The sequence below is a fragment of the Thalassospira lucentensis MCCC 1A00383 = DSM 14000 genome (assembly GCF_000421265.1).
Lineage (GTDB): Bacteria > Pseudomonadota > Alphaproteobacteria > Rhodospirillales > Thalassospiraceae > Thalassospira > Thalassospira lucentensis.
On record NZ_ATWN01000007.1, the window covers coordinates 235711 to 258245 of the forward strand.

A 22535-nucleotide genomic window follows, 5' to 3' on the forward strand; every position below is an offset into this window, starting at 1 on the left:
ATTGAATAATAAATTCAAAATATTAGGAGAGGTTTATGCCCCGGTTTTCTGAGTATTTCGATTTAAAACTTTCTCAGCACCAACTTGATTTTGTTGATATTGACACTGACTGCGATACACCTGTTTACGTTGACCCTTATGCGATTGAAGTTCGCAATGACGAGTGGGCCGGAGCAGCTTCTGAGAGCATCAGAGTGTTTTTTTCTGAAGTGCTAAGGGCGTTGCAGGCTGAAGAAAAAAACTATGCAACCAATCTGATGGCTCACTTGCATGAGCCCCAAGAGACTTTTCTTGGTGTATCACAAGGTGTGCCGAAAGGGCGCGGCGTGGGCGCGAGACAGGCTAAACAATTGATCAACGCCATTTCGAAGAGCAAAGCTTTTGAAACAGGAATGTTGTCTGATCTTTCCGAAATGGCTTTGTACGTCGAAGGAATTGATCGCGATAAAATCTCCGATCTAACCACGAATATAATCAGGCATCTCTTGGTCGAATATACGAAACAACAATGTCTCCTGTTTGGTATCCCTGTGTCCTATTACTCTGGCCCACCACTTTGGGACTCCGCTAGGAAAAATTGGGTTTCTCGGGAAGTGCATTTGCCATTTATTGAAGACAGTCCGGTGCTACTTGTTCCGAAGTACATTGTGCGGAGGCAGTTATCACTTAATGGTCAGGAGTTTTACAATAAGCAGATTACAGATTTCTTGATGGCAGAGCATTTGACCGCGAACAGTTCTTTGGTGCAGGTTATCAAGGGTAAGCAGAAGCTACTTAAAAAAGATGTGAGGGAAGCTCACCCTCGCTCAAAGCAATACGTTGCAGAATTTGCAGTCGCTCATCCGGAAATTTTGGAACTCTATAAGGGCATTGCCTCTCGCCATGGTGCGATGAGAACTTTCAATGACGATCAACCGTCGCTTTCCTCAGTATGTAACCGTTTGGTCCCGATATTCTCGGAAATTGAATCGGGAAGAACTGGTGCCAATGATTACCACAAACTTGTAATGGGTGTTCTGACAGCACTGTTCTATCCGAACTTGATTCTTCCTCAGATAGAATGGGAGATCCATGACGGCAGAAAAAGGATCGATATCGTTTTCACTAATGCCGGAAACAACGGCTTCTTTGCGCAGAGACGTGATGACAATCGGACTGAGTCGAATGCTGTAATAGTAGAATGTAAAAACTACTCGGACGATATCGCGAACCCTGAAATTGACCAACTTCTCGGGCGTTTTGACCGTAACAGAGGAAAATTTGGTATCATCACTTGCCGTGCAGTCGATAACACTGAAAAGTTGAACCTGCGCCTTAGAGATGCCGCATCTAGAGGGCAGGGATATATTTTGGTGCTGACGGATGAAGACTTAATTGAGATGCTCGAAGCGAAGGCTAATCTCGATGACAACAAGTTAGAAGCTATTTTGTTCAGTAAGTATCGTGAGCTACTTGGCTGACATTGCAAAACAGTAGTGTGTAGGTTCTTTGCTGTAGATCACCGGAAGTTCTAGTTCAGAAGGTCACATGTTTCGGTTGATAAAAGTCTCAGTGCTTTCTGTCGCTTTACTAACGGTGGCTTTGGCGGGGTCCATTGCGCTGACGGTGCTGACCTATACGCGCCTGACCGATGAAAAGCCGATTGCGTCGCTGTATTTTGAGCCGGTTGCCGAGGAAGAATTTATCGCGCATTTGAGCTCCCCGCATGCGGATGTTGACGGGACCTATAAGGTTTATGGGGATCAATGGCGCATTGATGCCGCGTTCATGAAGCTTCAGCCGTGGGCCAATATTCTGGGCATGGATGCGCGCTACAAGCTGGTGCGATTTGAAGGCCGGTATAGTGATATCGAACGCGAAAATACCCAGCCGCATATCGCATATGAACTGGGTTCTGACGGTGGGTTTGATCTAGGGTATCTGCTGGTAAAGTTGCCCTTTTTGATGGATGCCCAGTACGGCAGTTCGACCTTTACCGACATTTCCGAAGATGCGGTCTATACCGTCTATCGCACCCAGTTTGGCCTTCTTGTTCGAAGCGAACCCAAGCCTGAGCCGATTGGGGAAAAGGCGTCTGTCTTGGGGCAAGTCAGAAGCTGGATCGACGGGGATTAAGCGATAAAAACGTCAGGTCCGAAACTGGCGAGCGGTTATTTCGGGGGCGTCATATCTTTCTTTCCATCGTGAACCGCACCGGGTTGATCATATGCCCGCTGCCAGATGGATTGGAAAAATCATGTTACTTCAAGATAAGATTGTCATCATCACCGGGGCCAGCAGCGGCATCGGTGCTGCGTCGGCAAAACTGTTTGCATCCGAAGGGGCGAAGCTTGTGCTTGGCGCACGGGGTGCGGACCGGCTTGATCAGGTTGTTACGGAAATTACCGGGGCAGGCGGCACCGCCTTTGCACTGGCGGGCGATGTTTGTGACGAAGCTTACGCCAAGGCACTGGTCAATGCTGCCGTTGGGGAATATGGCGGGCTTGATGTCGGGTTTAACAATGCCGGACGGCTGGGCGTTATGGGTGCGATCAGCGACATTGATGAAGCGGGCTGGAATGCAACGCTTCAGACCAATTTGACATCCGCGATGTTCGGGGCGAAATACCAGATTCCTGAAATCACCAAACGCGGCGGTGGTTCGGTTATTTTTACCTCCACCTTTATTGGTCATACAATTGGTTTGCCCGGTGTCACCGCCTATGCTGCGAGCAAGATGGGGCTTTTGGGCATGGCACAGTGTCTGGCAGTGGAGCACGGCGGGACCAATGTCCGGGTGAATGCGCTCGTGCCTGGTGGCACGGATACGCCGATGGCCGCAACTTTTGCCAATGATCCAGAATCCCGCGCAATGGTCAAAAAATTCCATGCTTTGGGCCGGATTGCCGATCCACTGGAAATTGCCAAGGCAGCGCTGTTTCTGGCATCCGATGCGTCTAGCTTTGTTACCGGATCAGCGATGATTGTTGATGGGGGTAATTCGATCTGCAAGGCGGCGTGATAAGCAAAACCCCGCCCGGATATTGGGCGGGGTTTTGTCTTTGTATGATAAAACGGTTTAGCCAAAGGCGCGCTTAAGAACCGGCACGTTTGAGACGATTAGAACATCAAGTGCCAGAACTGTGACCAGCGTGATGCCGGTCAGCGGGAAGGCTAATGATAGCGCTAACATCATAAATACTGCACCTTTCCAAAGTGGTAGATTATTGGGAAGGGGCGGGGGTGACAGGTGCAAACTGCCGGATACCGGGCGGCGCAGCCACCACATGACAATGCCGCTGATGCACAGGAAAATCACGGTCAGGCAAAATAGTGTATTGGCAATCACGTTCCACCAGCCAAGGTCACCTTGATGCAGGGCAATGCCAACCGCCATGCTTTTCGCACCCAGTGAATAATCAGCAAAGCCAACATTGGCCAGAACCTTGCCGGTATATTGGTCGACATGGATGGTGCGGTCGCCGGTGGGTGAAACGCTATCGCCGCTCATGGTGTCGGCCGAGAGGGTGTAAACACCGTTTTCACCCTGCGGCAGATTGACGCGGAATTGCCCAACAAAGCCGATGCTGCGCGCAAAGGCGGTCACGGTATCAAGATTAACCGGTGTGCCATCGACAAGGCCGGTGATCCCGGCATCTGATCCCGATGCAGGCATTGGGGTTTGTTCAAGTCCCCAGGGTGCATCATGCAAAACCCCGTGGTTCATATCGGCGTGAATGTCATCAGATAGCGGGACATTATCCCATTTTTCAGCGGGAAAAGTGCTCCAGGCCTGAACAAACTGACCCCCCCAGATACCCGCCCATGACAGCCCGGAAATCAAAAAGAAGAACAAAACGACCGAGATGTAAAAGCCACTTGTGACATGCAATTCTTTCCAGAAAGTCCGGCGTGTTGCCCTGAAGTCTGGCCAAAGGACGGATGCAAACCGTTTGCCGTCGCGCGGCCACCACATGTAAAGCCCGGTAACGATCAGGATAATGCCAAGCCCGGCGGCAATTTCGATCAATCGGTCGCCAAGATCGCCCATCAGAAGTTCACCGTGAATGTCGCTGGCCCAGTAAAACCAGCTGTCATCGGTGATGATGGTTTCGCGGATGTTGGTTGTGACGGGATCTACTGTGACGACATGCTGCTTGCCGCCACTGTCGACCAGAAACATGGTGGCAAGATCATCCTCGATCGGGGCAATATATTGGCTGACCGTGGCATTGGGCAGGGAGAAGGCCGCGGCATCGGCCTGTATCTGAAGGCTTTGGTGTTGGCCGTCGGATGCAAGAATGCGGTCACCAAACCGGGTTTCAATGACATTGAAATACATCATCATCAGGCCTGTTACAGCCAGCATGAGGAGGAACGGCACAACATAAAGCCCGGCATAAAAATGCCAGCGCCACGCAGCCATATAGAATTTACGGGTTAACGTACGGTTTTCGCGGTCGCGCTGAGGCGCATCCGCCGACTGTGCGGGATGGGTTGTCATCAAGTTCACCTGTATCATCGAAAATGCGTAAAGCACGGTATTGCTGTGCCAGATAAGCGGCGTGCAAAACCTGCGAGTGGGGCAGATCAGATGATGACGGGTGGCGCGCGGGGGACGGCTGGCGTGTCATAGGTGGTTGCTTGCCATTCGACGCGGGCTGGCAAATGGGCGAGTGCACGTGAGACGAACTCAACTGGTTCAGGCAACTGCGGATTATCCGGCAGGGTGACCGATGCGGCGATCCGGCAAAACTCACAAGTATCAAGCATCCCACGGTCATTATCAGGGTCAGCCGCCTGTCCGCCAAGGCACAAGATCGGCAATGTGCCATCGGGGAGGGCATAGCTTGTCAGGCTGGCTTGCGTGTTTTGGGGAAGCGTTCCAAAGGATGCCAGCTTATGCGAAAAGCCGACAAGCATCAGCGCGATCACGCATAAAATGCGGATCCCGATATGTGCCCGTGATCGCAATGAAGACATGAAGTGTTCCCCGGTCAATGTCATCGTGTAATGACAGCTACGCGCCGAAGCTCTGAAAGGTTTCAAACGAGCATGCCATGACAATTGTCATGTTTGCAAAAAATGGAGCGTAGAAAAACCAAACCCGCCTGGATTGCTCCGAGGCGGGCTTGGCGCACGGGTCCGAACTTAGCAAGCTAAATTCGACCATGCAGTATCACGTTCGAGGAACCCCGAAAGTGAAAAAGAAGACTAGAAGCCTTCACGCTCGATGCGCTTACGCTCCAGCTTGCGGGAACGACGGACTGCTTCCGCCCCTTCGCGAGCTTTCTTCTCCGACGGCTTTTCAAAGTGGCGACGGAGTTTCATCTCACGGAAAATGCCCTCACGCTGCATCTTTTTCTTAAGGGCTTTCAGAGCCTGATCGACATTGTTGTCGCGAACGATTACCTGCACGGAAACCACGCTCCTTTCAAAAAAACAAAAACACCCGGAAAGGCGGAATGCCTACCGGTTGGATTTACGGTCAACATGACCGTGGGCTGTATATAGTTCAAACCAGCCAAAAAGAAAAGAGGGAAGAGGATATTCGCCTTGGGCGTTTATTCGGCCAATGGGTGCAAAACGCCAAGGCATGGATATCGTATTTGAGAGGCAGTCTCCTGTTTCCACCTTAAACGGGAATTTAATGGATAATAAATATCCCAAAAGTGGTTATAATGGTCTAACAAAATTCAATATATCAATGGATTGGTAAGCAGGCAGGATATCCTGCAAATAGGGTCCCGGTGGGATCCGTCCGCGTTTTGGTTGGGGATTAGACGATGGAAAACAGTCTGCGGGAGGCGGCAATTGCGCATGCGCCTTTCTTTATTACAGCACCGGGGGAAACAGATGTTCTGTTCTACGGTATCGCATGGTTTGTGGTTTTGGCGGTGTTTGCGCTTGGCGCGTTCTATCTGACCTTGCATGCCTTGCCTGAGAAACTGGCGCATCACGCCAATCACACGCAGATACAGTTGATCGGTGTTCTGACCCTTTTGGCACTGTTTACCCATAACGGTGTTTTCTGGGTCGCGGCACTGGTTCTTGCGGTTGTCCGGTTCCCCGACTTTATTTCCCCAATTCAGGCAATTGCAGATTCCTTGAAAACAATTGCAAGGAACAAGGGCGAGTTTGGCGACTCGACCCGGCACGAGCCCGTGACGGAGACGTCCGTAACCCCCGACATGACCCAGCAGGAGAACCCCAAAGATGTTTGAGCTTCTTCTGTGTTCAATGTTTACCATCCTGCCGGATTATCTGGTGCGCCGGTATCGTCAGGGCAAACGTATCGGCAAGGAAATCACGTTGTTTTCCGTCTGGTATGAGTTGCGCTATGGCATCACCGGATGTGCGATTCTGACGCTGTCGCTGATCACGCTGATTTTCTATTTTCACCCATCAAGTCACAACGTCGGGTCATTCTTCAGGACGTTGACAATCCTGCCCGAAAAGAACGGTCGGGTGGTTGAAATATATGTCGATAATGATCGCCGGGTAAAATCGGGCGAACCGTTGTTCCGGCTTGATGACCGCGCAGAAACAGAATCAGTCGAAATGGCCCAGCAAGAAGTCGAACAAATCCGTGCCCAGATGGCGGTCACCGAGGCCGATCTTGCAGTGGCGCAAGGGAATCTGGAACAGGCACAAGGTGCCTATGAGCAGGTTCGCGAGGAACTGTCGGTGAAGGCGGATCTTTTGTCGCGCGGCACAAACGCGGTTTCCCGGCGTGAGGTCGAACGGCTTGAAGTCGCGTTGACGACACGACAGGGTGGGGTGAATTCGGCAAAGGCGAGTGTTAATGCCGTGCAAACCAAAATGGAAACCCTGTTGCCCGCCCAGCTTTCAAGTGCAGAGGCATCCTTGCGTGCGGCACAGGTGGCGTTGGGCAAAACAGTTGTCCGTGCCGGTGTTGATGGCATCGTACAGCAATTTGCATTGCAAGTTGGGGACGTGGTGAACCCGTTATTGCGTCCGGCGGGCATCCTGATCCCCGACAAGCCCAAGGAAGTGGTGTTTCAGGCAGGTTTCCAGCAGGTATCGGCACAAGTTGTCAAAGTCGGCGGGCTTGCGGAAATGACATGTGCTTCGCTGCCATTTGAAGTCATTCCGATGGTGTTCTCAAGCGTGCAGCCGGTCATTGCTGCCGGTCAGTTCCGACCGACCGACAGGTTGCTTGATATAACCGAACGCAGCGCGCCGGGAACGTTCCTGGCCAAGATGGTGCCACTTTACCCTGAGCAGATCAAGGATGTGCCGTGGGGCAGCCAGTGCGTTGCCAATGCCTATACCAATACCCATGATCAACTTGAGGATCCGGAAATTGGTGCGGGGCGCTGGATGTTCCTGCATATGGTCCAAACGGTTGGGGTCGTGCATGCCTTGTTGCTGCGTATTCAGGCACTTCTGTGGCCGGTCCAGACACTGGTTCTTACCGGGCATTAGGATCGCGGGGCGCATAGGGGCTTTACAGCCGGGCAATTTTGGTTGGATATAGAGATATGTCGATCCTTAAAATTGCCCGGATGGGCCACCCGGTTTTGCGTGCTGTCGCGGATCGGGTCGAAGACCCGCATGACCCTGAAATTCAGCGTCTGATTGTGGATATGAAGGAAACCATGAAGGATGCCGGGGGCGTTGGCCTTGCGGCACCGCAGGTGTTTGTATCCAAGGCGATCATGGTTTATTTCGTGCCGAGTTTACGCAAAAGTGACGATCCAGACGATGGCGAAGTGCCACTTAGCGTTTTGATTAACCCGGAAATTGAGCCGATTGGCGATGAAATCGTTGATGGTTGGGAAGGGTGTTTGTCCATTCCCGGATTGCAGGGCGTGGTGCCGCGTTGGAACAAAATCCGTTATCGCGGGTTAAATGAGAAGGGCGATGAAGTTGAACGCATCGCCGGTGGTTTTCATGCGCGCGTGGTCCAACACGAATATGATCATTTGATCGGCGTGATGTATCCTGAACGTATAGAAGACATGACGTTGCTTGGATTTAACGAAGAATTACGCGAATACCCGCCTGAAACCACCTTCAGGCAAGCGGCATCAGATGATGTGGCGGAACAACCTGATGAACCTTAAGGAGGCATAAATGACCGTTTCCGAAAGCATGTCCCGACTGCGCGCCCAGCGCGAAGCGTTGGTCGAAGCCGCATTGGAACATGTGCCTTTTGATGGTTGGACCAAACAGGCGTTGATCGCCGGGGCCGAGGACCTTGACCTTGCACCGGGCGAGATTGACCGTCTGTTGCCCAAGGGGACGGGGCAAGCCATTGTGACCTATGTCGAGATGACTGATCGCAAGATGGTAGATGCCCTTGGCGCGCTTGAACTTGATCAGATGAAAATCCGTGAGCGGATCGCCGTTGCGGTTAAAACGCGCCTTGATCTGGTTGAAAATCACAAAGACGCCGTGCGTGCCGCCGTTTCCTGGACGGCTCTGCCACAGAATGTGGCCAAGGGGCTTAAGCTGACCCACGGGACGGTTGATAAAATGTGGATTGCCGCGGGCGATACATCGACCGATCACAATTGGTACACCAAGCGAATGTTGCTTGCGGGTGTCTATGGCTCAACCCTTGCTTATTGGCTGGATGACACGTCCGAAGGTCACAGCGACAGTTGGGCGTTTCTGGATCGTCGTATTGGCAATGTCATGCAAATCCCGAAAATCACCGGCAAGATCAGCAAGGCAGGGAAATTTGCCGCTGCACCGTTAAAGCTTGGTGCAAAGCTCGCGCGCTGCATGCCGACCCCGGGACGGGTTCGCCGTCAGTTCGGCGGGTAACTGCAAGGCTACAGACCCTAAACAAAACGCCACCGGCATAAAGCGCGGTGGCGTTTTTGATTTCAGCGCTGGAAACTCTTGGGCCGGTCGTCCGTCTTGTTAGGACGTCGGGTCAAGGAAGCTCAAAAGTGTGCGGTCCGGTTCGTTGGCTCTTTTCAGGTCGGCGGCAAGGTCAATGCCAAACGGCGATTTGAAGAAATGCTGTTGGGTACCAGCATCCTTGGTGTCTTTGTCGCGATTGGCGGCGTCGTCCTCGGTCTGGATTTCTCTGGCCGTGGGTTTGGCAGCAAGGGCGACCAGTTCGTGGGGCGGGTTGCCCATCCACATGCCTTTGCGGTTTTCCTTGGCAAAGGCCTGATCGCGCAAATAGGTCGGGCAGATCGGATTACTGTCACAGCTTGCCATGTCAACCAGAGCCCATCCGGCACGGAGCAACAGACGGTTGAGGTCACTGCGCCCCATCGTGCATTCGGTCAGCATCGGAAACAGTTGGACGTCGGAAACCTGCTGACATTTTACAGCATAGTTTTCGATGATGCGGGTCAAGGCCTGTGTCGCGGCGGCACCACATTGGAATTCAATGCTGCCTGCCCGGCAGATCATGCCGGTACGTGGGGCGCGAATGCCAAACAGTTCGACAATCATGTTGCCAAATCGCAGCTTGTCGCCTTCGACCACTTCGGGGAAGCCTGCCGCGCCGGGTGCGGCAACTGCGCGGGTTTGATGGCTTTGGATGGCAAGGAGGCCAAGCGTTACCAAGGCAATGAACAGAATTTTCTTCATGACGTTCTATCCGAAAAGAGTTTCCTGCCCCCATAACAGCAAGTCTGATGCCAGTTCGCCCGGCATAAAATGCTTGGGTCCGTCATTTTCGGGTAAGGTGTTGAAGTATCATAAAAAAGCTCCGGATATGCCATGATATCCGGAGCCAGAATGCTTCAGTTGATGAGGATGTGATCAGTCTTTTTTCGGTAAAACCCACGTCACATGGCCCATTTTACGGCCCGGTTTTGCTTCGGCCTTGCCGTACAGGTGCAGTTTTGCAGTGGGCTCGGTCAAAATTGCCTGCCAACCGTCAATGTCATCGCCCAAAAGGTTCTTCATCCGGGCATTGGAATGATGTGCCGGATCGCCAAGTGGCAGACCGCAGACGGCGCGAATGAATTGTTCGAACTGGCTGGTGACACAGGCATCAATCGTCCAGTGACCGGAATTGTGCGGGCGCGGGGCCACTTCATTGACCAGAATATCACCATCGGTGGTGACAAACATTTCAACCGCCAGAAGCCCGACAAATTCCATTGCCGTAACCAGCTTGATGGCGATGTCTTCGGCCTTTTTTGACAGGCTTTGCGCAATTTCGGCTGGCGCGACAGTCACATCAAGAACGTGATTGGTATGGACGTTTTCGACCGGGCAGAAGCAGGCTGTGTCGCCTTTTACACCACGTGCGACAATGACCGAGATTTCGCGTTCAAACGAAATGAAGCCTTCAAGGATGGCTTCGGCGTCCTTCATTTCAGCCCAGGCATCGGCAAGATCGGTATCGTCGGTAATCTTGACCTGACCTTTGCCGTCATAGCCCATTTCGGTGGTTTTCAGAACCGACGGGCGGCCAAGTTTGGCAACGGCGGCCTTTAGATCAGCAAGGGATCGGACGGCTTCAAACGGGGCGGTGCCAATACCATGATCATTACAGAAGGTTTTTTCGCGCAGGCGGTTCTGCGAAAGATGCAGGCATTTCCAGCCTGGACGGACCGGTACCAGTTCAGACAGCAGTTTGACGCTGTCATGCGGGACATTTTCAAATTCAAATGTCACGACATCGACGTCTTCGGCAAATGCGCGCAGAGCATCCAGATCGCTGTAATCGGCAATGGTTGCCTTTGCACAGACCTGCTCGGTCGGGCTATCTGCGCCGGGGCCAAAGACATGAACTTTATAACCGAGTTCTGCGGCACAGAATGCCGCCATCCGGCCCAACTGGCCATTGCCCATGATGCCGATGGTGCTGCCCGGTGCGATAACGCGCGTTTCGAAGTCCTGCGTCATGTCTTCCTCGAATGATCATTGGATGCCGATTTCCGGCACAGGGTATTTAGGGTCTGAACCCAATTGCCAAAACAAAAACGCGCCCGAATGGGCGCGCTGATGGTGCTTTATGGTGCCGGATCAACCGGCGCGTCGGCGACAGCATCGGTTTGTGCCGCACGCCAGTCATCAAGACGGCTTGCCAGACCATCATCCATCAGCGCCATGATGCCAGCGGCCATCAACCCGGCATTCTTTGCCCCGGCTGATCCAATGGCAAGGGTTCCGACCGGAACCCCACCGGGCATCTGGACGATTGAGAGCAAGCTATCAAGCCCTTTAAGGGCTTTGCTTTGGACGGGAACACCCAAAACCGGAAGCGGGGTCATGGCAGCCGCCATACCCGGAAGATGTGCCGCACCGCCAGCACCGGCAATAATGACTTTCAGACCGCGCGATTTTGCCGTTTTGGCATAGTCATACAGGCGATCAGGTGTGCGATGGGCCGAAACGATTTTCGTTTCATAGGCGACATTCAGCGCATCGAGGACATCTGCTGCGTTTTTCATGGTTTCCCAGTCAGACTGGCTTCCCATGATGATGCCGATGACCGGGGATTGATCGCTCATGTTGGCGGCTCCGTTTGCGGGCGGTTTCGTGAAGGGCCGCATTATATGCAGCAACCGGTATCATGCAAGCCTGCAGAGTGCCTACGCATTCGCAAAATCCTTATGCGGTGCCTGTTTACGGGCCGATGTGTTGGTCCTGATCGTAAGAATAGTTGAGCTATTCTTGTTGATGGTTGAATTTTATGATGAATAAAATGTACTTTTGATTTATTGTTTACTTATTGCTTATATAACTGTGCACGTAGCACGGGAAGGTCAGACATGAAAGTCACACGGCCCCCATCGACGATCCCATCCATGGGGGCAGGCGATGGAAGGTATTCATCAAATCAATATACCGCGTTTGCGTATGGCAAGGATGCCGTACGTCGTCGGTCGTCCATGCATCAGCATCACGAAGTTGATATTGATACCGGTAACCTGCCCGACGCAGTTGATGATCAACCGTTTCATACGCCAGACATGGCCAATGTTCTGGGCATTCCCGATAGTCAAGTGACGCCTGCGGTTGAACAGGCGATTGGACGGTTGATGGTGCGCATCAATGGTCTGAGCGAAAATCTGTCGGACCTTAAGAAACATCAGGCCTATCTTGCCCGGTCCGAGGGACGTGATCCATTCACGGGTGCGATGAGCCGACCCGCCTTTATGCAAATTCTTGAAAATGAAATGGCGGTTCAGGGTACGGACAGAACAATGCGCATGCTGCTTGTGTGTGAACTGTCAAACATCGACGAGATTCTGCAGCGTCATGGACAGGAATGCAAAGACGGCCTGTTTAAGTATGTCCACCAGATCATGGCCGATTTCATCATGTCGCCCCATCACCTGGGATATTTGGGCTGTAATGATTTTGCGGCCCTGCTTTATAACGTTGATAAAGACGATACGCGTTTGCGTATTGATGCGGTTGTCCGGCAGATCAATCAGTCGCCGTTTTCGCACAAAGGTAAGTTCATCGCCGTAAAACCGGTTTTTGGCATTTATCAGGCGCGCAATGGCGATACCGCAACCTCAGCATTGAATGCGGCCGATTTCGCATTACGTGCGGAAAAAGAAATGCGTCTGGCACAGCTTGAACGTATCCCCTTCGGCATTTGATCGAAGGTGCTGTGGCCGGTTAATTGCCGTGCCGGATTACCCAGCCCACCATCGTATTTCATCACCTGTTCACCGTGACAAAACATCGCCAAAAGGCCAAATGCATCAAACATTTGGTTTGCGCGAGACAGGTTCTGAGCCTAGGTGGTTAATTTTCGGATCAGACCGAAACCGCCGCCAAAATCAGGCAATAATATCAGGAACAAGCTGCGACTCGACGTAGCGAATTTCATCTTTTAAGGCGAGTTTGCGCTTTTTCATGCGGCCCAGACGAAGCTGGTCATGATGCGGAGCGACAACCATTTGTTCGATGGCAATATCGAGATCCCGGTGTTCCTCGCGTAACGACATCAGTCTCTTTTCAATCTCGATCTGATTGATTTCGTCCATTTTTGATCCAGCTTAATAATCAACGCGAAGGGACAATGATATTAACAGATATCAGATAGTGGACCCATATGATTTGTACCACCTTTAAAAACAAATCTGCCGATAGCCGGAGGAAAGTGCATGCGGATCGGAATTTTGACCAGCGGTGGCGACTGTGCAGGGTTGAATGCTGTCATTCTGGCTGTGGTACGCCGCGCGGTGCTTGGCTATGGCTGGGACGTGATTGGTATCCGACAGGGTGCGCACGGTTTGATGCAGGACCCGCCACAGGCAATTGATCTGAATGATCAGGTCAATAATGACGCGATGCTGCGCATGGGCGGGACGATCCTTGGCACGATTAACAAGGGCGACCCGTTCAACTATCCCATGCCAGATGGCAGCTTTGCCGACCGTTCCGATGACGTGATTAGAGGTTATCGCACCTTGGGGCTGGATGCGCTGATTGGGGTTGGCGGGGATGGCAGCATGGAAATACTGCATCGGCTGGCCATAAAGGGCGGTATTAATCTGGTCGGGATTCCCAAAACCATCGATAACGATCTGGCCCTAACCGAATATTCGGTCGGCTTTACCACGGCGGTGAATGTTGCGGTTGAGGCGCTTGATCGGTTGCAGCCAACCGCAGCATCCCACGACCGGATCATGATCCTTGAGGTCATGGGGCGCGATGCAGGGCATATTGCGCTGTTTGCCGGTGTGGCCGGCGGGGCGGATGCCATTTTGATCCCGGAGATGGATTATGATCTGGATGCGCTGACCGAGCATTGCCTGAACATTCGTAAACGTGGACGCAATCATGCGTTGGTGATTGTTGCCGAGGCGGTCAAACGCGATGACGGTGCCGCCGTGACACAAGGCCATGATGGGCAAAAAACCCGATATGGCGGCATTGGTCATTGGTTCGCCGATGAGTTGGGCGCACGAACAGGCTGGGAAACGCGTGTGACGGTTCTGGGCCATGTCCAGCGTGGCGGCATTCCATCCCCGCGTGATCGGGTGATTGCATCGGCCTTTGGCGTGCATGCGGTTGATCTGATCGCCGATCAGAAATTCGACCGTGTCGTGGCATGGTCCAAACGCAAAGTGATCGATGTTGCGATGAAGGATGTTATTGTTGGCCCGCGCCTGGTCGATACCGCAGGCACGATGGTTTCAACGGCCAAGGGACTTGGGGCCTATATCGGGCAACCGCCAAAGATTACACGCACGGCAAAGACGGTGTGATCACCACACCACAGCAAGACACGTTAAAGAAAACAAAAAACAAACAGGTTGGGTTTTTGATGGACCACGAAGATGTCTGGCGTTTTACGGTCGAAATGTATGGCCGTGACGGGGTCGCGCCATTATTTTTGACCCTTCAGGAACGATGTGGACTGGATGTGAACATGATGTTGTTCATGTTCTATCTGGGGCAGAAAGGGCGTGCACCGCACAGCATTTCGGCACTTGAAATGGCGGTGAAGGACTGGCGCGACAAGGTCATTATTCCGTTGCGCCAAACGCGGCGCTATTTGAAAAATCAATCCCACGAAACCGCGCAGGCCTTACGTCAGAAAGTCAAATCAGACGAATTGCAGGCCGAACGCATTGAACAGCATATCCTGTGCGACGCGGTTGAAACGATTGAGGCCACTGACCCATTGGCGGCGGCCCATGCCTATTTATCGCCAAACCGTTTTGATTTGACGCAGGCGGAATGTGACGATGCGTTTGATCAGCTTTGTCGATTGATGGGGCTGCGCTGATACGCTGGTGTTGCGCACATCGGTGCGACGCAGACCATACTGCGCCGCTGCCCGCTGTTATTCGCGGTTTCGCGGCTTGCCGGTAACGGGGATGTGGTTTTGGGCATCTTCATCGCCCCAGCGTGCGGTTTCGGGCAGATCAATGTCAAACAGATCAAGAATCCGCCCGCAGCTTTGGGTGACTATCTCATCAAGGGATGTCGGGCGGGCATAAAAGGCCGGAACGGGTGGAGCGATAATCGCACCGTTTTCAGTGGCTTGCGCCATGTTGCGGATATGTCCGGCATGCAGCGGGGTTTCGCGCGCCATCAGGACCAGGCGACGGCGTTCCTTAAGCATCACATCAGCAGCCCGTGCGATCAAATTATCTGCGACTCCGCTTGCAACCTCGGCCAATGACTTCATCGAGCAAGGGGCGATGACCATGCCACGCACCCGGAACGACCCCGACGCAATCGGTGCACCGATGTCCGCATTGTCATGCAGCACGTCCGCCATGTCCTTGATTTCGCGAATTTTGTAATCGGTTTCATAGGCGATGGTACGCTCGGCCGCCTTGGAAAGAACCAGATGGGTTTCAATCGGCGTGTTTTTGAGCAACTGCAAAAAACGTATGCCGTAAATCACCCCGGAAGCACCGGTTATGCCAATGATAAGTCGATCTTTTTGCGTCATGCCGATCCTTGCTGGACTGTGTTCTTGTTCACGATGATGATTGAAACACTGGAAATCATGTTACAAAATTAATACCATCTTCTTGTGGGCAATGTCAGATATAAGGAGTAGGCGAATGAGCGTTCAAAGCCATATCGAAGCTCTAACTGCCAAACACGCTGCACTTGAGCAGGACCTCCATCACGAGCAGCGCCGACCGGCGCCAGATGATTCCCTTGTCGCAGACATTAAACGTCGCAAGCTTGAAATCAAGGACGAGATAAACCGAATAACCCATTAGCCGTCCGGGCATGGCCGTAATCACGTGATGATCAGCGTGAACGTGCCAGTGCTGACGGTGTAGCGACCTCGTAAAATCCAATCCTTTATCTTTTGCCGCCTCCGACTGTCGCCCACGACGTGAGGCGGCATTCTCGTGGGCGTCTTTCAAACATTCAATTTGGTTCTGACCATAATCCTCCCCAAATATACGGTGAGGCCGACGCACCTAGATCACGCCGGCCAAATGACAGGTGGTTTGGAGTAATAATAATCTGCACGTTTCTGCGGATTTTTGGCTCTCTACCAATGTCTAAGGGGTAATTGGAAATTAAATCGGTATTATGATGCCGATTTATTGGCGCATGCCAGTTCAACTGCCCTCTGACCTGATTGTCACCGTTTAATTTATCGGTCAGGGGACTGCGCGCCACACAGACGCATACCATTTGGGCATCAGACCCAACTTTGCGGGAGGACGTTTTGCCTATGACCGGTCGCTATCAGGAACTCTATGATCGTTCGATGACCCACTCGGAAGAATTCTGGGCCGAAGCCGCCCAGCAACTGTCCTGGTATAAAAAGTGGGATCGGGTTCTCGATGACAGCAATGCCCCATTTTATCGATGGTTCAGCGGTGGCGAGGTCAATACCTGCTTCAACGCGCTGGATCGCCATATCGAAGACGGACGCGGTGATCAGGCGGCCCTAATTTATGACAGCCCAGTAACGTCCACAGTTGAAACATTCACCTATACCCGTTTGCGCGACGAGGTTGCGCGTCTTGCCGGGGCGTTGCAAGCACGCGGTGTGACCAAAGGCGACCGGGTGATTATCTATATGCCGATGATCCCGCAGGCCGCGATGGCAATGCTGGCCTGTGCACGGATCGGGGCGATCCATTCCGTGGTGTTTGGGGGCTTTGCTGCCAACGAGCTGGCGACGCGCTTTAATGATGCAAAACCAAAACTGGTTATGGCGGCCAGTTGCGGCGTCGAAGGAAGTCGGGTGATTGAGTATAAGCCGCTTCTGGATCGCGCGATCGAGCGTGCTGATCATAAACCCGAGAGTGTTTTGCTGTTTCAGCGTTCGCAATGCGAGGCACCGATGCAAGATGGTCGGGATTATGACTGGGTTGTTGAATGTGCCAAGGCTGCCCCAGCAGACTGTGTGCCAGTCGCGGCCACCGATCCGCTTTATATCCTTTATACGTCCGGAACCACGGGGCAGCCAAAGGGCGTTGTGCGTGACAACGGCGGACATATGGTCGCACTGCACTGGTCGATGAAGAATATCTACGGCGTTGAGGCTGGTGATGTCTATTGGGCGGCATCCGATGTGGGTTGGGTGGTCGGTCACTCATACATTGTCTATGCGCCGCTTTTGGCCGGGTGTACGACGATCATGTATGAAGGAAAACCGGTTGGCACACCTGATGCCGGTGCGTTTTGGAGGGTGATTTCACAGCATCGGGTCAAGGTGCTGTTTACGGCCCCAACGGCCTTTCGTGCGATCAAGCGTGATGATCCCAATGCAAAGTTGATGGGCGATTACGATCTAAGCTGTTTTGAAGCACTGTATCTGGCCGGGGAGCGTTCCGATCCCGATACTCTGCAATGGGCGGAGAAAAGTCTGGGTGTGCCGGTGATTGATCATTGGTGGCAGACCGAAACCGGCTGGCCGATTTGTGCCAATCCGCGCGGGGTTGAGTTGCTGCCAATTAAATATGGGTCACCGACGGTTGCTGTCTGTGGCTGGGATGTTCAGGTGGTGGACGAAGGCGGCAATCGCCTTGAACGTGGCAAGATTGGTGCATTGGTTGCCAAGTTGCCGTTGCCGCCGGGAACATTGCCGACGCTTTGGCAGAACGAAGAACGATTTAAATCATCCTATCTGGAGGAATTCCCGGGATATTACGCCACTGGGGACGCCGGCTTTATTGATGAAGATGGCTATATCTATGTCATGTCGCGTACCGATGACATTATCAACGTGGCGGGGCATCGTTTGTCGACGGGCGGGATGGAAGAAGTTCTGTCAGGCCATCAGGACGTCGCCGAATGTGCTGTCATCGGTGTGCATGATGACCTTAAGGGGCAATTGCCATTGGGCTTTGTCGTACTGAAGTCCGGGGTGACCCGATCGCATGATACGATCATTGCTGAAATTGTTGCGATGGTTCGCGATCAGATCGGCCCGGTGGCGGCATTCAAGCAGGCAACGATTGTGGATCGGTTACCCAAAACCCGGTCGGGTAAAATACTGCGTAAAACAATGCGGTCGATTGCTGATGGGGAAAGTTACAACACCCCGGCGACGATTGATGATCCGGCGATTTTGCCAGAAATTGCTGATGCACTTAAAGAGATCGGTTACGCCAAATAACGCAAACTCCTTCACCTTGCTTGCATGAAGCAAATTGGCACCCGTCATTTTCCCAATGACGGGTGTTTCTTTGTGCGTGCTGTTACGTTCGATACCAAGAGCGAGAAGGGCGGACCTTAGCTATCGTCGTTTGGCATGAAAAAGGTCGGGAAATCGGCGTTTGCTTCGGGGATGTGAAGATCAACTCCGGCCTTTGAGATCATCTCTGAGATGTGATCAGGCGGCAGGCGGTCGGTAAAGAATGCGGTAACCTGTGTGATGGATCCGCCGCGAACAACCGCGTTGCGTCCAAACTTGGTGTGATCCGCAACCAGATAGTTTTTGCGCGAATTTTTCAGGATAGCGGACCGGGCACGAACTTCCTGTTCGTCGAAATCAAGCAGACTGCCGTCGCTTTCAATTCCGCCGACCCCGAAGATACCGTAATCGACTTTGTAGCTGTTAAAGAACTCTTCGACTTCGGGGCCAAGCACGTCCCGGTCACGGTTGCGCAAGCGTCCACCGATCAAGGTAACGTCAAAACTGTCATTGGTTGCCGCAACGTAGGCAACATTCAGATTGTTGGTGAATATCCGTAAATTGCGATGTTGCAACAGCGCGCTTGCCACCAGTTCCGGTGTGGTGCCAATGGAAAAGAACAGCGATGCTTCGTCGGGAATTGCACGTGCAACCAGTGCCGCGATTTTACGTTTTTCGTTAACGTTGAGAACCTTGCGCGCCCGATAGGCAATGTTTTCATGTTCAAGGGCGGGTTCAACGCCGCCATGGCGGCGGCGCAAGAGGCCTTCTTCACACAGGGCGTTTACATCCCGTCGGATCGTTTGTGGTGTGACGTCAAAGCGTTCTGCGAGTTGCTCGATGGTGCGAAAACCATCGGCGCGAACAAGTTCAACAATGCCAGCTTGGCGTTCGGTTGGACGTTTTTGCATGGAAACGTTTCTTCGGTGTTGTTCGTCTGAAAAGCTGGCGCATGGTATGCTGTGCGTATGTCGGTTCCGTTACAGTTTAACGGCGTTCATATGAAACAAATCATACGCGTTTTTTGTGGGGCGGCTCAAAGAAAAAAGGCCGCCTGTAAAAGGCGGCCTTTTGAAAGAAATCAGGAACGGAAGAGGTTTTCCGCGGCTTCCATGTAATCGGAAGTCTTGAGGTCTTCTTTCTTGTCGCTTTTTTTCTTGCCCGGGAAATCTGGTTCCGGATTGATCTGCAATTCTTCTGGCAGCGGATCGGGCTCGACGTTGGTGACAATCTTTTCGGGATTTTTAGAACGCGCGATCACGACCTGTTTTTCAAGGTCAAGTTCGGTGCAAAGGCCCATTGTCACCGGGTTGCGCGGTGCAAGGTTTGCTGAGTTCCAATGGCTCTTGTCACGGATTTTGCCGATCGTGTCCTTGGTGGTGCCGATCAGTTTGCAAACCTGTGCATCTGACAATTCCGGGTGATGCTTAAGCAGCCAAGCGATCGCATTCGGGCGATCCTGGCGCTTGGAAACCGGGGTGTAACGGGCACCTTTGGACTGCGCGCGCGGGCGCGGCAAATCGCTTTTGGCCATTTTCAAAAGAGCACGCGGGTCTTGTTCGCAACGCGTGATTTCTTCCTGGGTCAATTGGCTGTTGGCGACCGGGTCACGGCCAACAATGCCCTGACTGACGTCACCGTCGGCAATGGCCTGAATTTCCAGCTCGTGCAGTTCGGTAAAGGCAGCAATCTGCCGGAACGACAAGCCGGTATTGTCGATAAGCCATACAGCGGTTGCTTTGGGCATGAGGGGCTGTGCCATAATTCCTCCTAGTTTCCTTTTATCTCTCTGGAGACCGGCGATGGGTCTAAGCCCAAATACGCAGGAATGTATGCCCCAGAATATAATCTCTTTCGGTGATCCGGCAATGCTGCGAAGGCAACCACGAGTGTTGCCGCGCATCAACGGACCCGCCACAGCGTTCTTTTCGATCAATGTGCGGTTAAATGCAACAATCTGTTGCGGGTTTGCCAAAAGAATATTTCTTCCGCGTGCCGCAATCTATGGACTGTCACCCAAGATCGGTCAGACTTTACGTGCCAACCGTTATCCGTAAGCGATTGAAAGTGCCTCAATCTACACCTCAAGTATCACTTTTCCGACATGGGCGCCACCCTTCAAAATCGCGTGGGCGTCATCGGCATCACAAAGCGGCAATGTTTTATAAATCACCGGTGCGATTTTGCCCGACTCAATCAATGGCCATACCTTTTCACGCAGACTTTGTGCAATCGCACCTTTGTTTGCCACCGGCTGTGCGCGCAGTGTTGATCCCATCAGGGTCAGGCGTTTAAGCAATAGCGGGGTGAAATTGGTTTCGGCCTTTGGACCATTCAGGAAAGCAATGATCAGAATACGCGCTTCGACGGAGGCGGCCTTGAAGTTGCGGCTGACATAATCGCCCGCAACCATATCAAGGATGACGTTTGCGCCTTTGCCATCGGTGGCGGTTTTGACTTCTTCGACAAAGTCGTGGGTCTTGTAATTGATGGCGATATCGGCGCCAAGTTCCCGGCAGGCCTGACATTTCTCGTCAGTTCCGGCTGTCGTGATGACTTTGACGCCAAATGCCTTGGCCAACTGAATGGCGGTTGTGCCAATGCCCGACGTCCCACCGTGCACAAGCAATGTTTCGCCCGCGCTCAAACCGGCCTTGTCAAACAGGTTGTGCCAGACGGTAAAGAACGTCTCGGGAAGACCGGCCGCCTCAACCATGCTAAGCCCGTTTGGCACCGGAAGGCACTGTGCGGCGGGCACTGCAGCATATTGGGCATAACCACCCCCGGTCACCAAGGCGCAGACTGTGTCGCCAATCTGCCAGTCAGTGACATCTGCACCGACGGCAACGATTTCACCGGCCAGTTCCAACCCGACAATTGAGGATGCACCGGCTGGTGGTGGGTACATGCCCGCAACCTGCATCAGATCAGGGCGGTTGACCCCACTTGCACGAACACGCACCAGAACGTCTTCTGGTCCAAATTCGGGCAGGGCCGTTTCCCCCAATGCCAAGTAAGGCTTTTCACGGTCGTTGCGTATTTCGATGGCCTGCATGTGTTTGGGTAAGTCGGGCTTTTGCAAATCGGACTGTGACATAACGACCTCCGTGGCGAATGGAAACATTTGTACCTATCTCATAACGATAAAAGGCGACTGGGAAAACCAACAAACCCTTAAATCAACGAACGCGTGCAGGTATGATGTTCGCAGCAATTTAATGGAGGATGGTCGTGAACGAGGATGATCTGGTAACTGCGAAGGCGAAAGAATTTGGTTTGCCACGCAATCTTGAAGGCATGTCTGCAGACAGTTTGCATGCATATCGCACTGCGTTGGAACAAGAGATTGCCAATGTCGAGTATGCGCTTTCACACCGCGAAGGTGCGTTGGCTGGTGCACAGGCGCTGTTTAAGTCCTGATGGCAATATCGACCTGTCTAGCAAAGCAGACGAGGTCCTCGTTCCAAGCAATCATTTGGCCGTGGTCTTGCCCGGAGCATGTTGTGCGTATCAGATGTCGCCGTTTATTAGACGTAAGGATAAATTTTTAAACCTTGGGTTAATTGAAATTTAAACTTGCGGTCTTATATATGGAATACGGGTCACTTGTTGACCCCTTGTCGAACGTGATGTTTCGATGCCTCCCTGTTAAACTGGACCGCCCTTTATAGGGCGGTTCTTTTTGTTTAGTTGATTAGTGAATTGCTTGTGTAAGCGGGCTTGTCCCATGTGAGAAAGATCACGCAGGGACATACGGGTTAATACGTATTGTCACAATTGTGCAATTAATAGCCTTGACCGCTTATGAACCGCTGGCTAATGTTCGCGCACAAGAAGAACAAAACTTAAAAAAAGTCCGGCAAGTTTAGCAGGTTGAGGTGAGGCCGCCCTAAAAAGGGCGGTCTTTCTATTTGGTGCTCAATAGAACGATCCTTGAAGCCTGCCTGTGTATTTCCAATATACTTTAAATGGACCAAGAGCACCCAGCGGCGTCAGGTCAGGCGTCCTACAAAAGCAATTTCGCAGTCGTTCATTTTTCGCGAACCTATGATGAGGCCTTCACCTTGCTTGTGGAGGCACGAAATTACCTTTCTGCACATAGAAAAAATCGCGGAAAACCGGGGCGATCTATTGACGCCATGACGCAATGCTTGGAAGAAATGCGTATGACAACGCGTTTGATCCGCGCGATGGGTTGGCTTTTGACAGTGCGGGCGGTTGAAGCCGGTGAAATAGACTGGGACGAAGCCGTTGATACGGACAACCTCATGACCGATCTTCGGATCTGCATTGATGATCAATGCGCACAATGTGCATTCCTGTCGCCAGAGTTGCTTGATCTCATGGAACGCGCCCATGGGCTTTATATGCGTGCTGCGCGGATGGAGCTTCAGGTGGCTGCGCGCTGCAATGCCTGATCCCGATTTCTCCTTCAACAAACACCCCTGAGACGGGCATCCTCCCATACACGGTTAAACAGCCAGTGGATGAGCATGGAGGACGGCTAGAAATATGTCTGTTC

The 22535-nt window shown here is 52.5% G+C and carries 25 protein-coding genes; 14 read left to right on the plus strand and 11 right to left on the minus strand.

Annotated elements, in window-relative coordinates; genetic code table 11:
• Nucleotides 1-35: 35 nt before the first annotated feature.
• The 3 genes from K355_RS0115675 to K355_RS0115685 all read left to right on the plus strand — a co-directional run bounded on the left by K355_RS0115675 (nt 36) and on the right by K355_RS0115685 (nt 3001).
• Nucleotides 36-1460: a hypothetical protein gene (locus K355_RS0115675; RefSeq protein WP_022733104.1), complete on the plus strand. Its 1425-nt coding sequence runs from the start codon at nt 36-38 to the stop codon at nt 1458-1460.
• Between the two features lie 91 nt (nt 1461-1551).
• Entirely contained in the window at nt 1552-2115 is a 564-nt protein-coding gene (locus tag K355_RS0115680; protein WP_245562958.1) for a hypothetical protein, read from the plus strand.
• 121 nt (nt 2116-2236) lie between these two features.
• Nucleotides 2237-3001 (plus strand): SDR family oxidoreductase, encoded by a 765-nt coding sequence (locus tag K355_RS0115685; RefSeq protein ID WP_022733106.1) that lies wholly within the window; start codon nt 2237-2239, stop codon nt 2999-3001.
• A gap of 57 nt (nt 3002-3058) precedes the next feature.
• On the opposite strand, the gene K355_RS0115690 is transcribed toward K355_RS0115685, so the two are convergent.
• The 3 genes from K355_RS0115690 to rpsU form a co-directional block, all read right to left on the minus strand.
• Nucleotides 3059-4483: a PepSY-associated TM helix domain-containing protein gene (locus tag K355_RS0115690; RefSeq protein WP_022733107.1), complete on the minus strand. Its 1425-nt coding sequence runs from the start codon at nt 4481-4483 to the stop codon at nt 3059-3061.
• An 86-nt stretch (nt 4484-4569) separates the two neighbouring features.
• Nucleotides 4570-4962 (minus strand): hypothetical protein, encoded by a 393-nt coding sequence (locus K355_RS24150; RefSeq protein WP_022733108.1) that lies wholly within the window; start codon nt 4960-4962, stop codon nt 4570-4572.
• 231 nt (nt 4963-5193) lie between these two features.
• Nucleotides 5194-5397 (minus strand): 30S ribosomal protein S21, encoded by a 204-nt coding sequence (rpsU, locus tag K355_RS0115700; protein ID WP_007091098.1) that lies wholly within the window; start codon nt 5395-5397, stop codon nt 5194-5196.
• Nucleotides 5398-5765: 368 nt separating this feature from the next.
• Between rpsU and K355_RS0115710 the strand changes: the two genes are divergently transcribed.
• Genes K355_RS0115710 through K355_RS0115725 form a run of 4 tightly spaced genes read left to right on the plus strand, consistent with a single transcriptional unit; the run spans nt 5766 to nt 8775 of the window.
• Nucleotides 5766-6203, plus strand: coding sequence for a hypothetical protein (locus tag K355_RS0115710; RefSeq protein ID WP_022733110.1), 438 nt, complete (start codon nt 5766-5768; stop codon nt 6201-6203).
• Nucleotides 6196-7428: an HlyD family secretion protein gene (locus K355_RS0115715; protein ID WP_022733111.1), complete on the plus strand. Its 1233-nt coding sequence runs from the start codon at nt 6196-6198 to the stop codon at nt 7426-7428. Before K355_RS0115710 ends, K355_RS0115715 begins: the two co-directional genes overlap by 8 nt.
• A gap of 56 nt (nt 7429-7484) precedes the next feature.
• Entirely contained in the window at nt 7485-8069 is a 585-nt protein-coding gene (gene def / locus K355_RS24155) for a peptide deformylase (protein WP_022733112.1), read from the plus strand.
• A 10-nt stretch (nt 8070-8079) separates the two neighbouring features.
• Nucleotides 8080-8775, plus strand: coding sequence for a COQ9 family protein (locus tag K355_RS0115725; RefSeq protein ID WP_022733113.1), 696 nt, complete (start codon nt 8080-8082; stop codon nt 8773-8775).
• A gap of 99 nt (nt 8776-8874) precedes the next feature.
• Here the strand turns inward: K355_RS0115725 and K355_RS0115730 are convergent, their stop codons facing one another.
• From K355_RS0115730 to purE, 3 genes are all read right to left on the minus strand, one after another.
• Nucleotides 8875-9558 (minus strand): thermonuclease family protein, encoded by a 684-nt coding sequence (locus tag K355_RS0115730; protein WP_022733114.1) that lies wholly within the window; start codon nt 9556-9558, stop codon nt 8875-8877.
• A 174-nt stretch (nt 9559-9732) separates the two neighbouring features.
• Nucleotides 9733-10827: a 5-(carboxyamino)imidazole ribonucleotide synthase gene (locus K355_RS0115735; protein ID WP_022733115.1), complete on the minus strand. Its 1095-nt coding sequence runs from the start codon at nt 10825-10827 to the stop codon at nt 9733-9735.
• 107 nt (nt 10828-10934) lie between these two features.
• Nucleotides 10935-11435, minus strand: a complete 501-nt coding sequence (gene purE, locus K355_RS0115740; RefSeq protein ID WP_022733116.1) for a 5-(carboxyamino)imidazole ribonucleotide mutase — start codon at nt 11433-11435, stop codon at nt 10935-10937.
• Nucleotides 11436-11696: 261 nt separating this feature from the next.
• Here purE and K355_RS0115750 point away from each other — a divergent pair, with 261 nt between their 5' ends.
• Nucleotides 11697-12536 (plus strand): GGDEF domain-containing protein, encoded by an 840-nt coding sequence (locus K355_RS0115750; RefSeq protein WP_022733118.1) that lies wholly within the window; start codon nt 11697-11699, stop codon nt 12534-12536.
• A 183-nt stretch (nt 12537-12719) separates the two neighbouring features.
• Here K355_RS0115750 and K355_RS0115755 read toward each other — a convergent pair whose 3' ends face one another.
• Nucleotides 12720-12926 carry a YdcH family protein gene (locus K355_RS0115755; RefSeq protein WP_022733119.1) on the minus strand — a complete coding sequence of 69 codons (207 nt, stop codon included), beginning with the start codon at nt 12924-12926 and terminating at the stop codon, nt 12720-12722.
• Between the two features lie 120 nt (nt 12927-13046).
• Between K355_RS0115755 and K355_RS0115760 the strand changes: the two genes are divergently transcribed.
• Nucleotides 13047-14153: an ATP-dependent 6-phosphofructokinase gene (locus K355_RS0115760; RefSeq protein WP_022733120.1), complete on the plus strand. Its 1107-nt coding sequence runs from the start codon at nt 13047-13049 to the stop codon at nt 14151-14153.
• Nucleotides 14154-14212: 59 nt separating this feature from the next.
• Nucleotides 14213-14677, plus strand: coding sequence for a TIGR02444 family protein (locus tag K355_RS0115765; RefSeq protein WP_028791656.1), 465 nt, complete (start codon nt 14213-14215; stop codon nt 14675-14677).
• Nucleotides 14678-14734: 57 nt separating this feature from the next.
• On the opposite strand, the gene K355_RS0115770 is transcribed toward K355_RS0115765, so the two are convergent.
• Nucleotides 14735-15352: a UbiX family flavin prenyltransferase gene (locus K355_RS0115770; RefSeq protein ID WP_022733122.1), complete on the minus strand. Its 618-nt coding sequence runs from the start codon at nt 15350-15352 to the stop codon at nt 14735-14737.
• 115 nt (nt 15353-15467) lie between these two features.
• On the opposite strand from K355_RS0115770, the gene K355_RS25400 reads away from it, so the two are divergent.
• A complete protein-coding gene (locus K355_RS25400; protein ID WP_081649532.1) occupies nt 15468-15632 on the plus strand; it encodes a YdcH family protein in 165 nt (54 codons plus the stop codon).
• Between the two features lie 425 nt (nt 15633-16057).
• Complete coding sequence (locus K355_RS0115780) at nt 16058-17995, plus strand: propionyl-CoA synthetase (RefSeq protein WP_258548887.1); 1938 nt, start codon at nt 16058-16060, stop codon at nt 17993-17995.
• 116 nt (nt 17996-18111) lie between these two features.
• Here the strand turns inward: K355_RS0115780 and K355_RS0115785 are convergent, their stop codons facing one another.
• The 3 genes from K355_RS0115785 to K355_RS0115800 form a co-directional block, all read right to left on the minus strand.
• A complete protein-coding gene (locus tag K355_RS0115785) occupies nt 18112-18924 on the minus strand; it encodes a DeoR/GlpR family DNA-binding transcription regulator (protein WP_022733125.1) in 813 nt (270 codons plus the stop codon).
• A gap of 170 nt (nt 18925-19094) precedes the next feature.
• Complete coding sequence (locus K355_RS0115790; RefSeq protein WP_022733126.1) at nt 19095-19775, minus strand: DUF1013 domain-containing protein; 681 nt, start codon at nt 19773-19775, stop codon at nt 19095-19097.
• 315 nt (nt 19776-20090) lie between these two features.
• A complete protein-coding gene (locus K355_RS0115800) occupies nt 20091-21110 on the minus strand; it encodes an NAD(P)H-quinone oxidoreductase (RefSeq protein ID WP_033368967.1) in 1020 nt (339 codons plus the stop codon).
• 128 nt (nt 21111-21238) lie between these two features.
• Between K355_RS0115800 and K355_RS0115805 the strand changes: the two genes are divergently transcribed.
• Together K355_RS0115805 and K355_RS0115810 are read left to right on the plus strand one after the other, a co-directional pair.
• The gene (locus tag K355_RS0115805; RefSeq protein ID WP_022733129.1) at nt 21239-21433 is read left to right on the plus strand and encodes a DUF1192 domain-containing protein; all 195 of its coding nucleotides are present in this window, start codon (nt 21239-21241) and stop codon (nt 21431-21433) included.
• A gap of 548 nt (nt 21434-21981) precedes the next feature.
• Nucleotides 21982-22431, plus strand: a complete 450-nt coding sequence (locus K355_RS0115810; RefSeq protein ID WP_022733130.1) for a DUF1465 family protein — start codon at nt 21982-21984, stop codon at nt 22429-22431.
• The last annotated feature ends 104 nt before the right edge of the window (nt 22432-22535 follow it).

Bases quoted from the DNA above. Each gene is read 5' to 3' on its own strand.
- K355_RS0115675 (WP_022733104.1), top strand. From the start codon at position 36: ATGCCCCGGTTTTCTGAGTATTTCGATTTAAAACTTTCTCAGCACCAA.
- K355_RS0115685 (WP_022733106.1), top strand. From the start codon at position 2,237: ATGTTACTTCAAGATAAGATTGTCATCATCACCGGGGCCAGCAGCGGC.
- K355_RS0115690 (WP_022733107.1), bottom strand. From the start codon at position 4,483: ATGACAACCCATCCCGCACAGTCGGCGGATGCGCCTCAGCGCGACCGC.
- K355_RS24150 (WP_022733108.1), bottom strand. From the start codon at position 4,962: ATGTCTTCATTGCGATCACGGGCACATATCGGGATCCGCATTTTATGC.
- K355_RS0115710 (WP_022733110.1), top strand. From the start codon at position 5,766: ATGGAAAACAGTCTGCGGGAGGCGGCAATTGCGCATGCGCCTTTCTTT.
- K355_RS0115715 (WP_022733111.1), top strand. From the start codon at position 6,196: ATGTTTGAGCTTCTTCTGTGTTCAATGTTTACCATCCTGCCGGATTAT.
- def (WP_022733112.1), top strand. From the start codon at position 7,485: ATGTCGATCCTTAAAATTGCCCGGATGGGCCACCCGGTTTTGCGTGCT.
- K355_RS0115725 (WP_022733113.1), top strand. From the start codon at position 8,080: ATGACCGTTTCCGAAAGCATGTCCCGACTGCGCGCCCAGCGCGAAGCG.
- K355_RS0115730 (WP_022733114.1), bottom strand. From the start codon at position 9,558: ATGAAGAAAATTCTGTTCATTGCCTTGGTAACGCTTGGCCTCCTTGCC.
- K355_RS0115735 (WP_022733115.1), bottom strand. From the start codon at position 10,827: ATGACGCAGGACTTCGAAACGCGCGTTATCGCACCGGGCAGCACCATC.
- purE (WP_022733116.1), bottom strand. From the start codon at position 11,435: ATGAGCGATCAATCCCCGGTCATCGGCATCATCATGGGAAGCCAGTCT.
- K355_RS0115750 (WP_022733118.1), top strand. From the start codon at position 11,697: ATGAAAGTCACACGGCCCCCATCGACGATCCCATCCATGGGGGCAGGC.
- K355_RS0115755 (WP_022733119.1), bottom strand. From the start codon at position 12,926: ATGGACGAAATCAATCAGATCGAGATTGAAAAGAGACTGATGTCGTTA.
- K355_RS0115760 (WP_022733120.1), top strand. From the start codon at position 13,047: ATGCGGATCGGAATTTTGACCAGCGGTGGCGACTGTGCAGGGTTGAAT.
- K355_RS0115765 (WP_028791656.1), top strand. From the start codon at position 14,213: ATGGACCACGAAGATGTCTGGCGTTTTACGGTCGAAATGTATGGCCGT.
- K355_RS0115770 (WP_022733122.1), bottom strand. From the start codon at position 15,352: ATGACGCAAAAAGATCGACTTATCATTGGCATAACCGGTGCTTCCGGG.
- K355_RS25400 (WP_081649532.1), top strand. From the start codon at position 15,468: ATGAGCGTTCAAAGCCATATCGAAGCTCTAACTGCCAAACACGCTGCA.
- K355_RS0115785 (WP_022733125.1), bottom strand. From the start codon at position 18,924: ATGCAAAAACGTCCAACCGAACGCCAAGCTGGCATTGTTGAACTTGTT.
- K355_RS0115790 (WP_022733126.1), bottom strand. From the start codon at position 19,775: ATGGCACAGCCCCTCATGCCCAAAGCAACCGCTGTATGGCTTATCGAC.
- K355_RS0115800 (WP_033368967.1), bottom strand. From the start codon at position 21,110: ATGTCACAGTCCGATTTGCAAAAGCCCGACTTACCCAAACACATGCAG.
- K355_RS0115805 (WP_022733129.1), top strand. From the start codon at position 21,239: ATGGTCGTGAACGAGGATGATCTGGTAACTGCGAAGGCGAAAGAATTT.
- K355_RS0115810 (WP_022733130.1), top strand. From the start codon at position 21,982: ATGGACCAAGAGCACCCAGCGGCGTCAGGTCAGGCGTCCTACAAAAGC.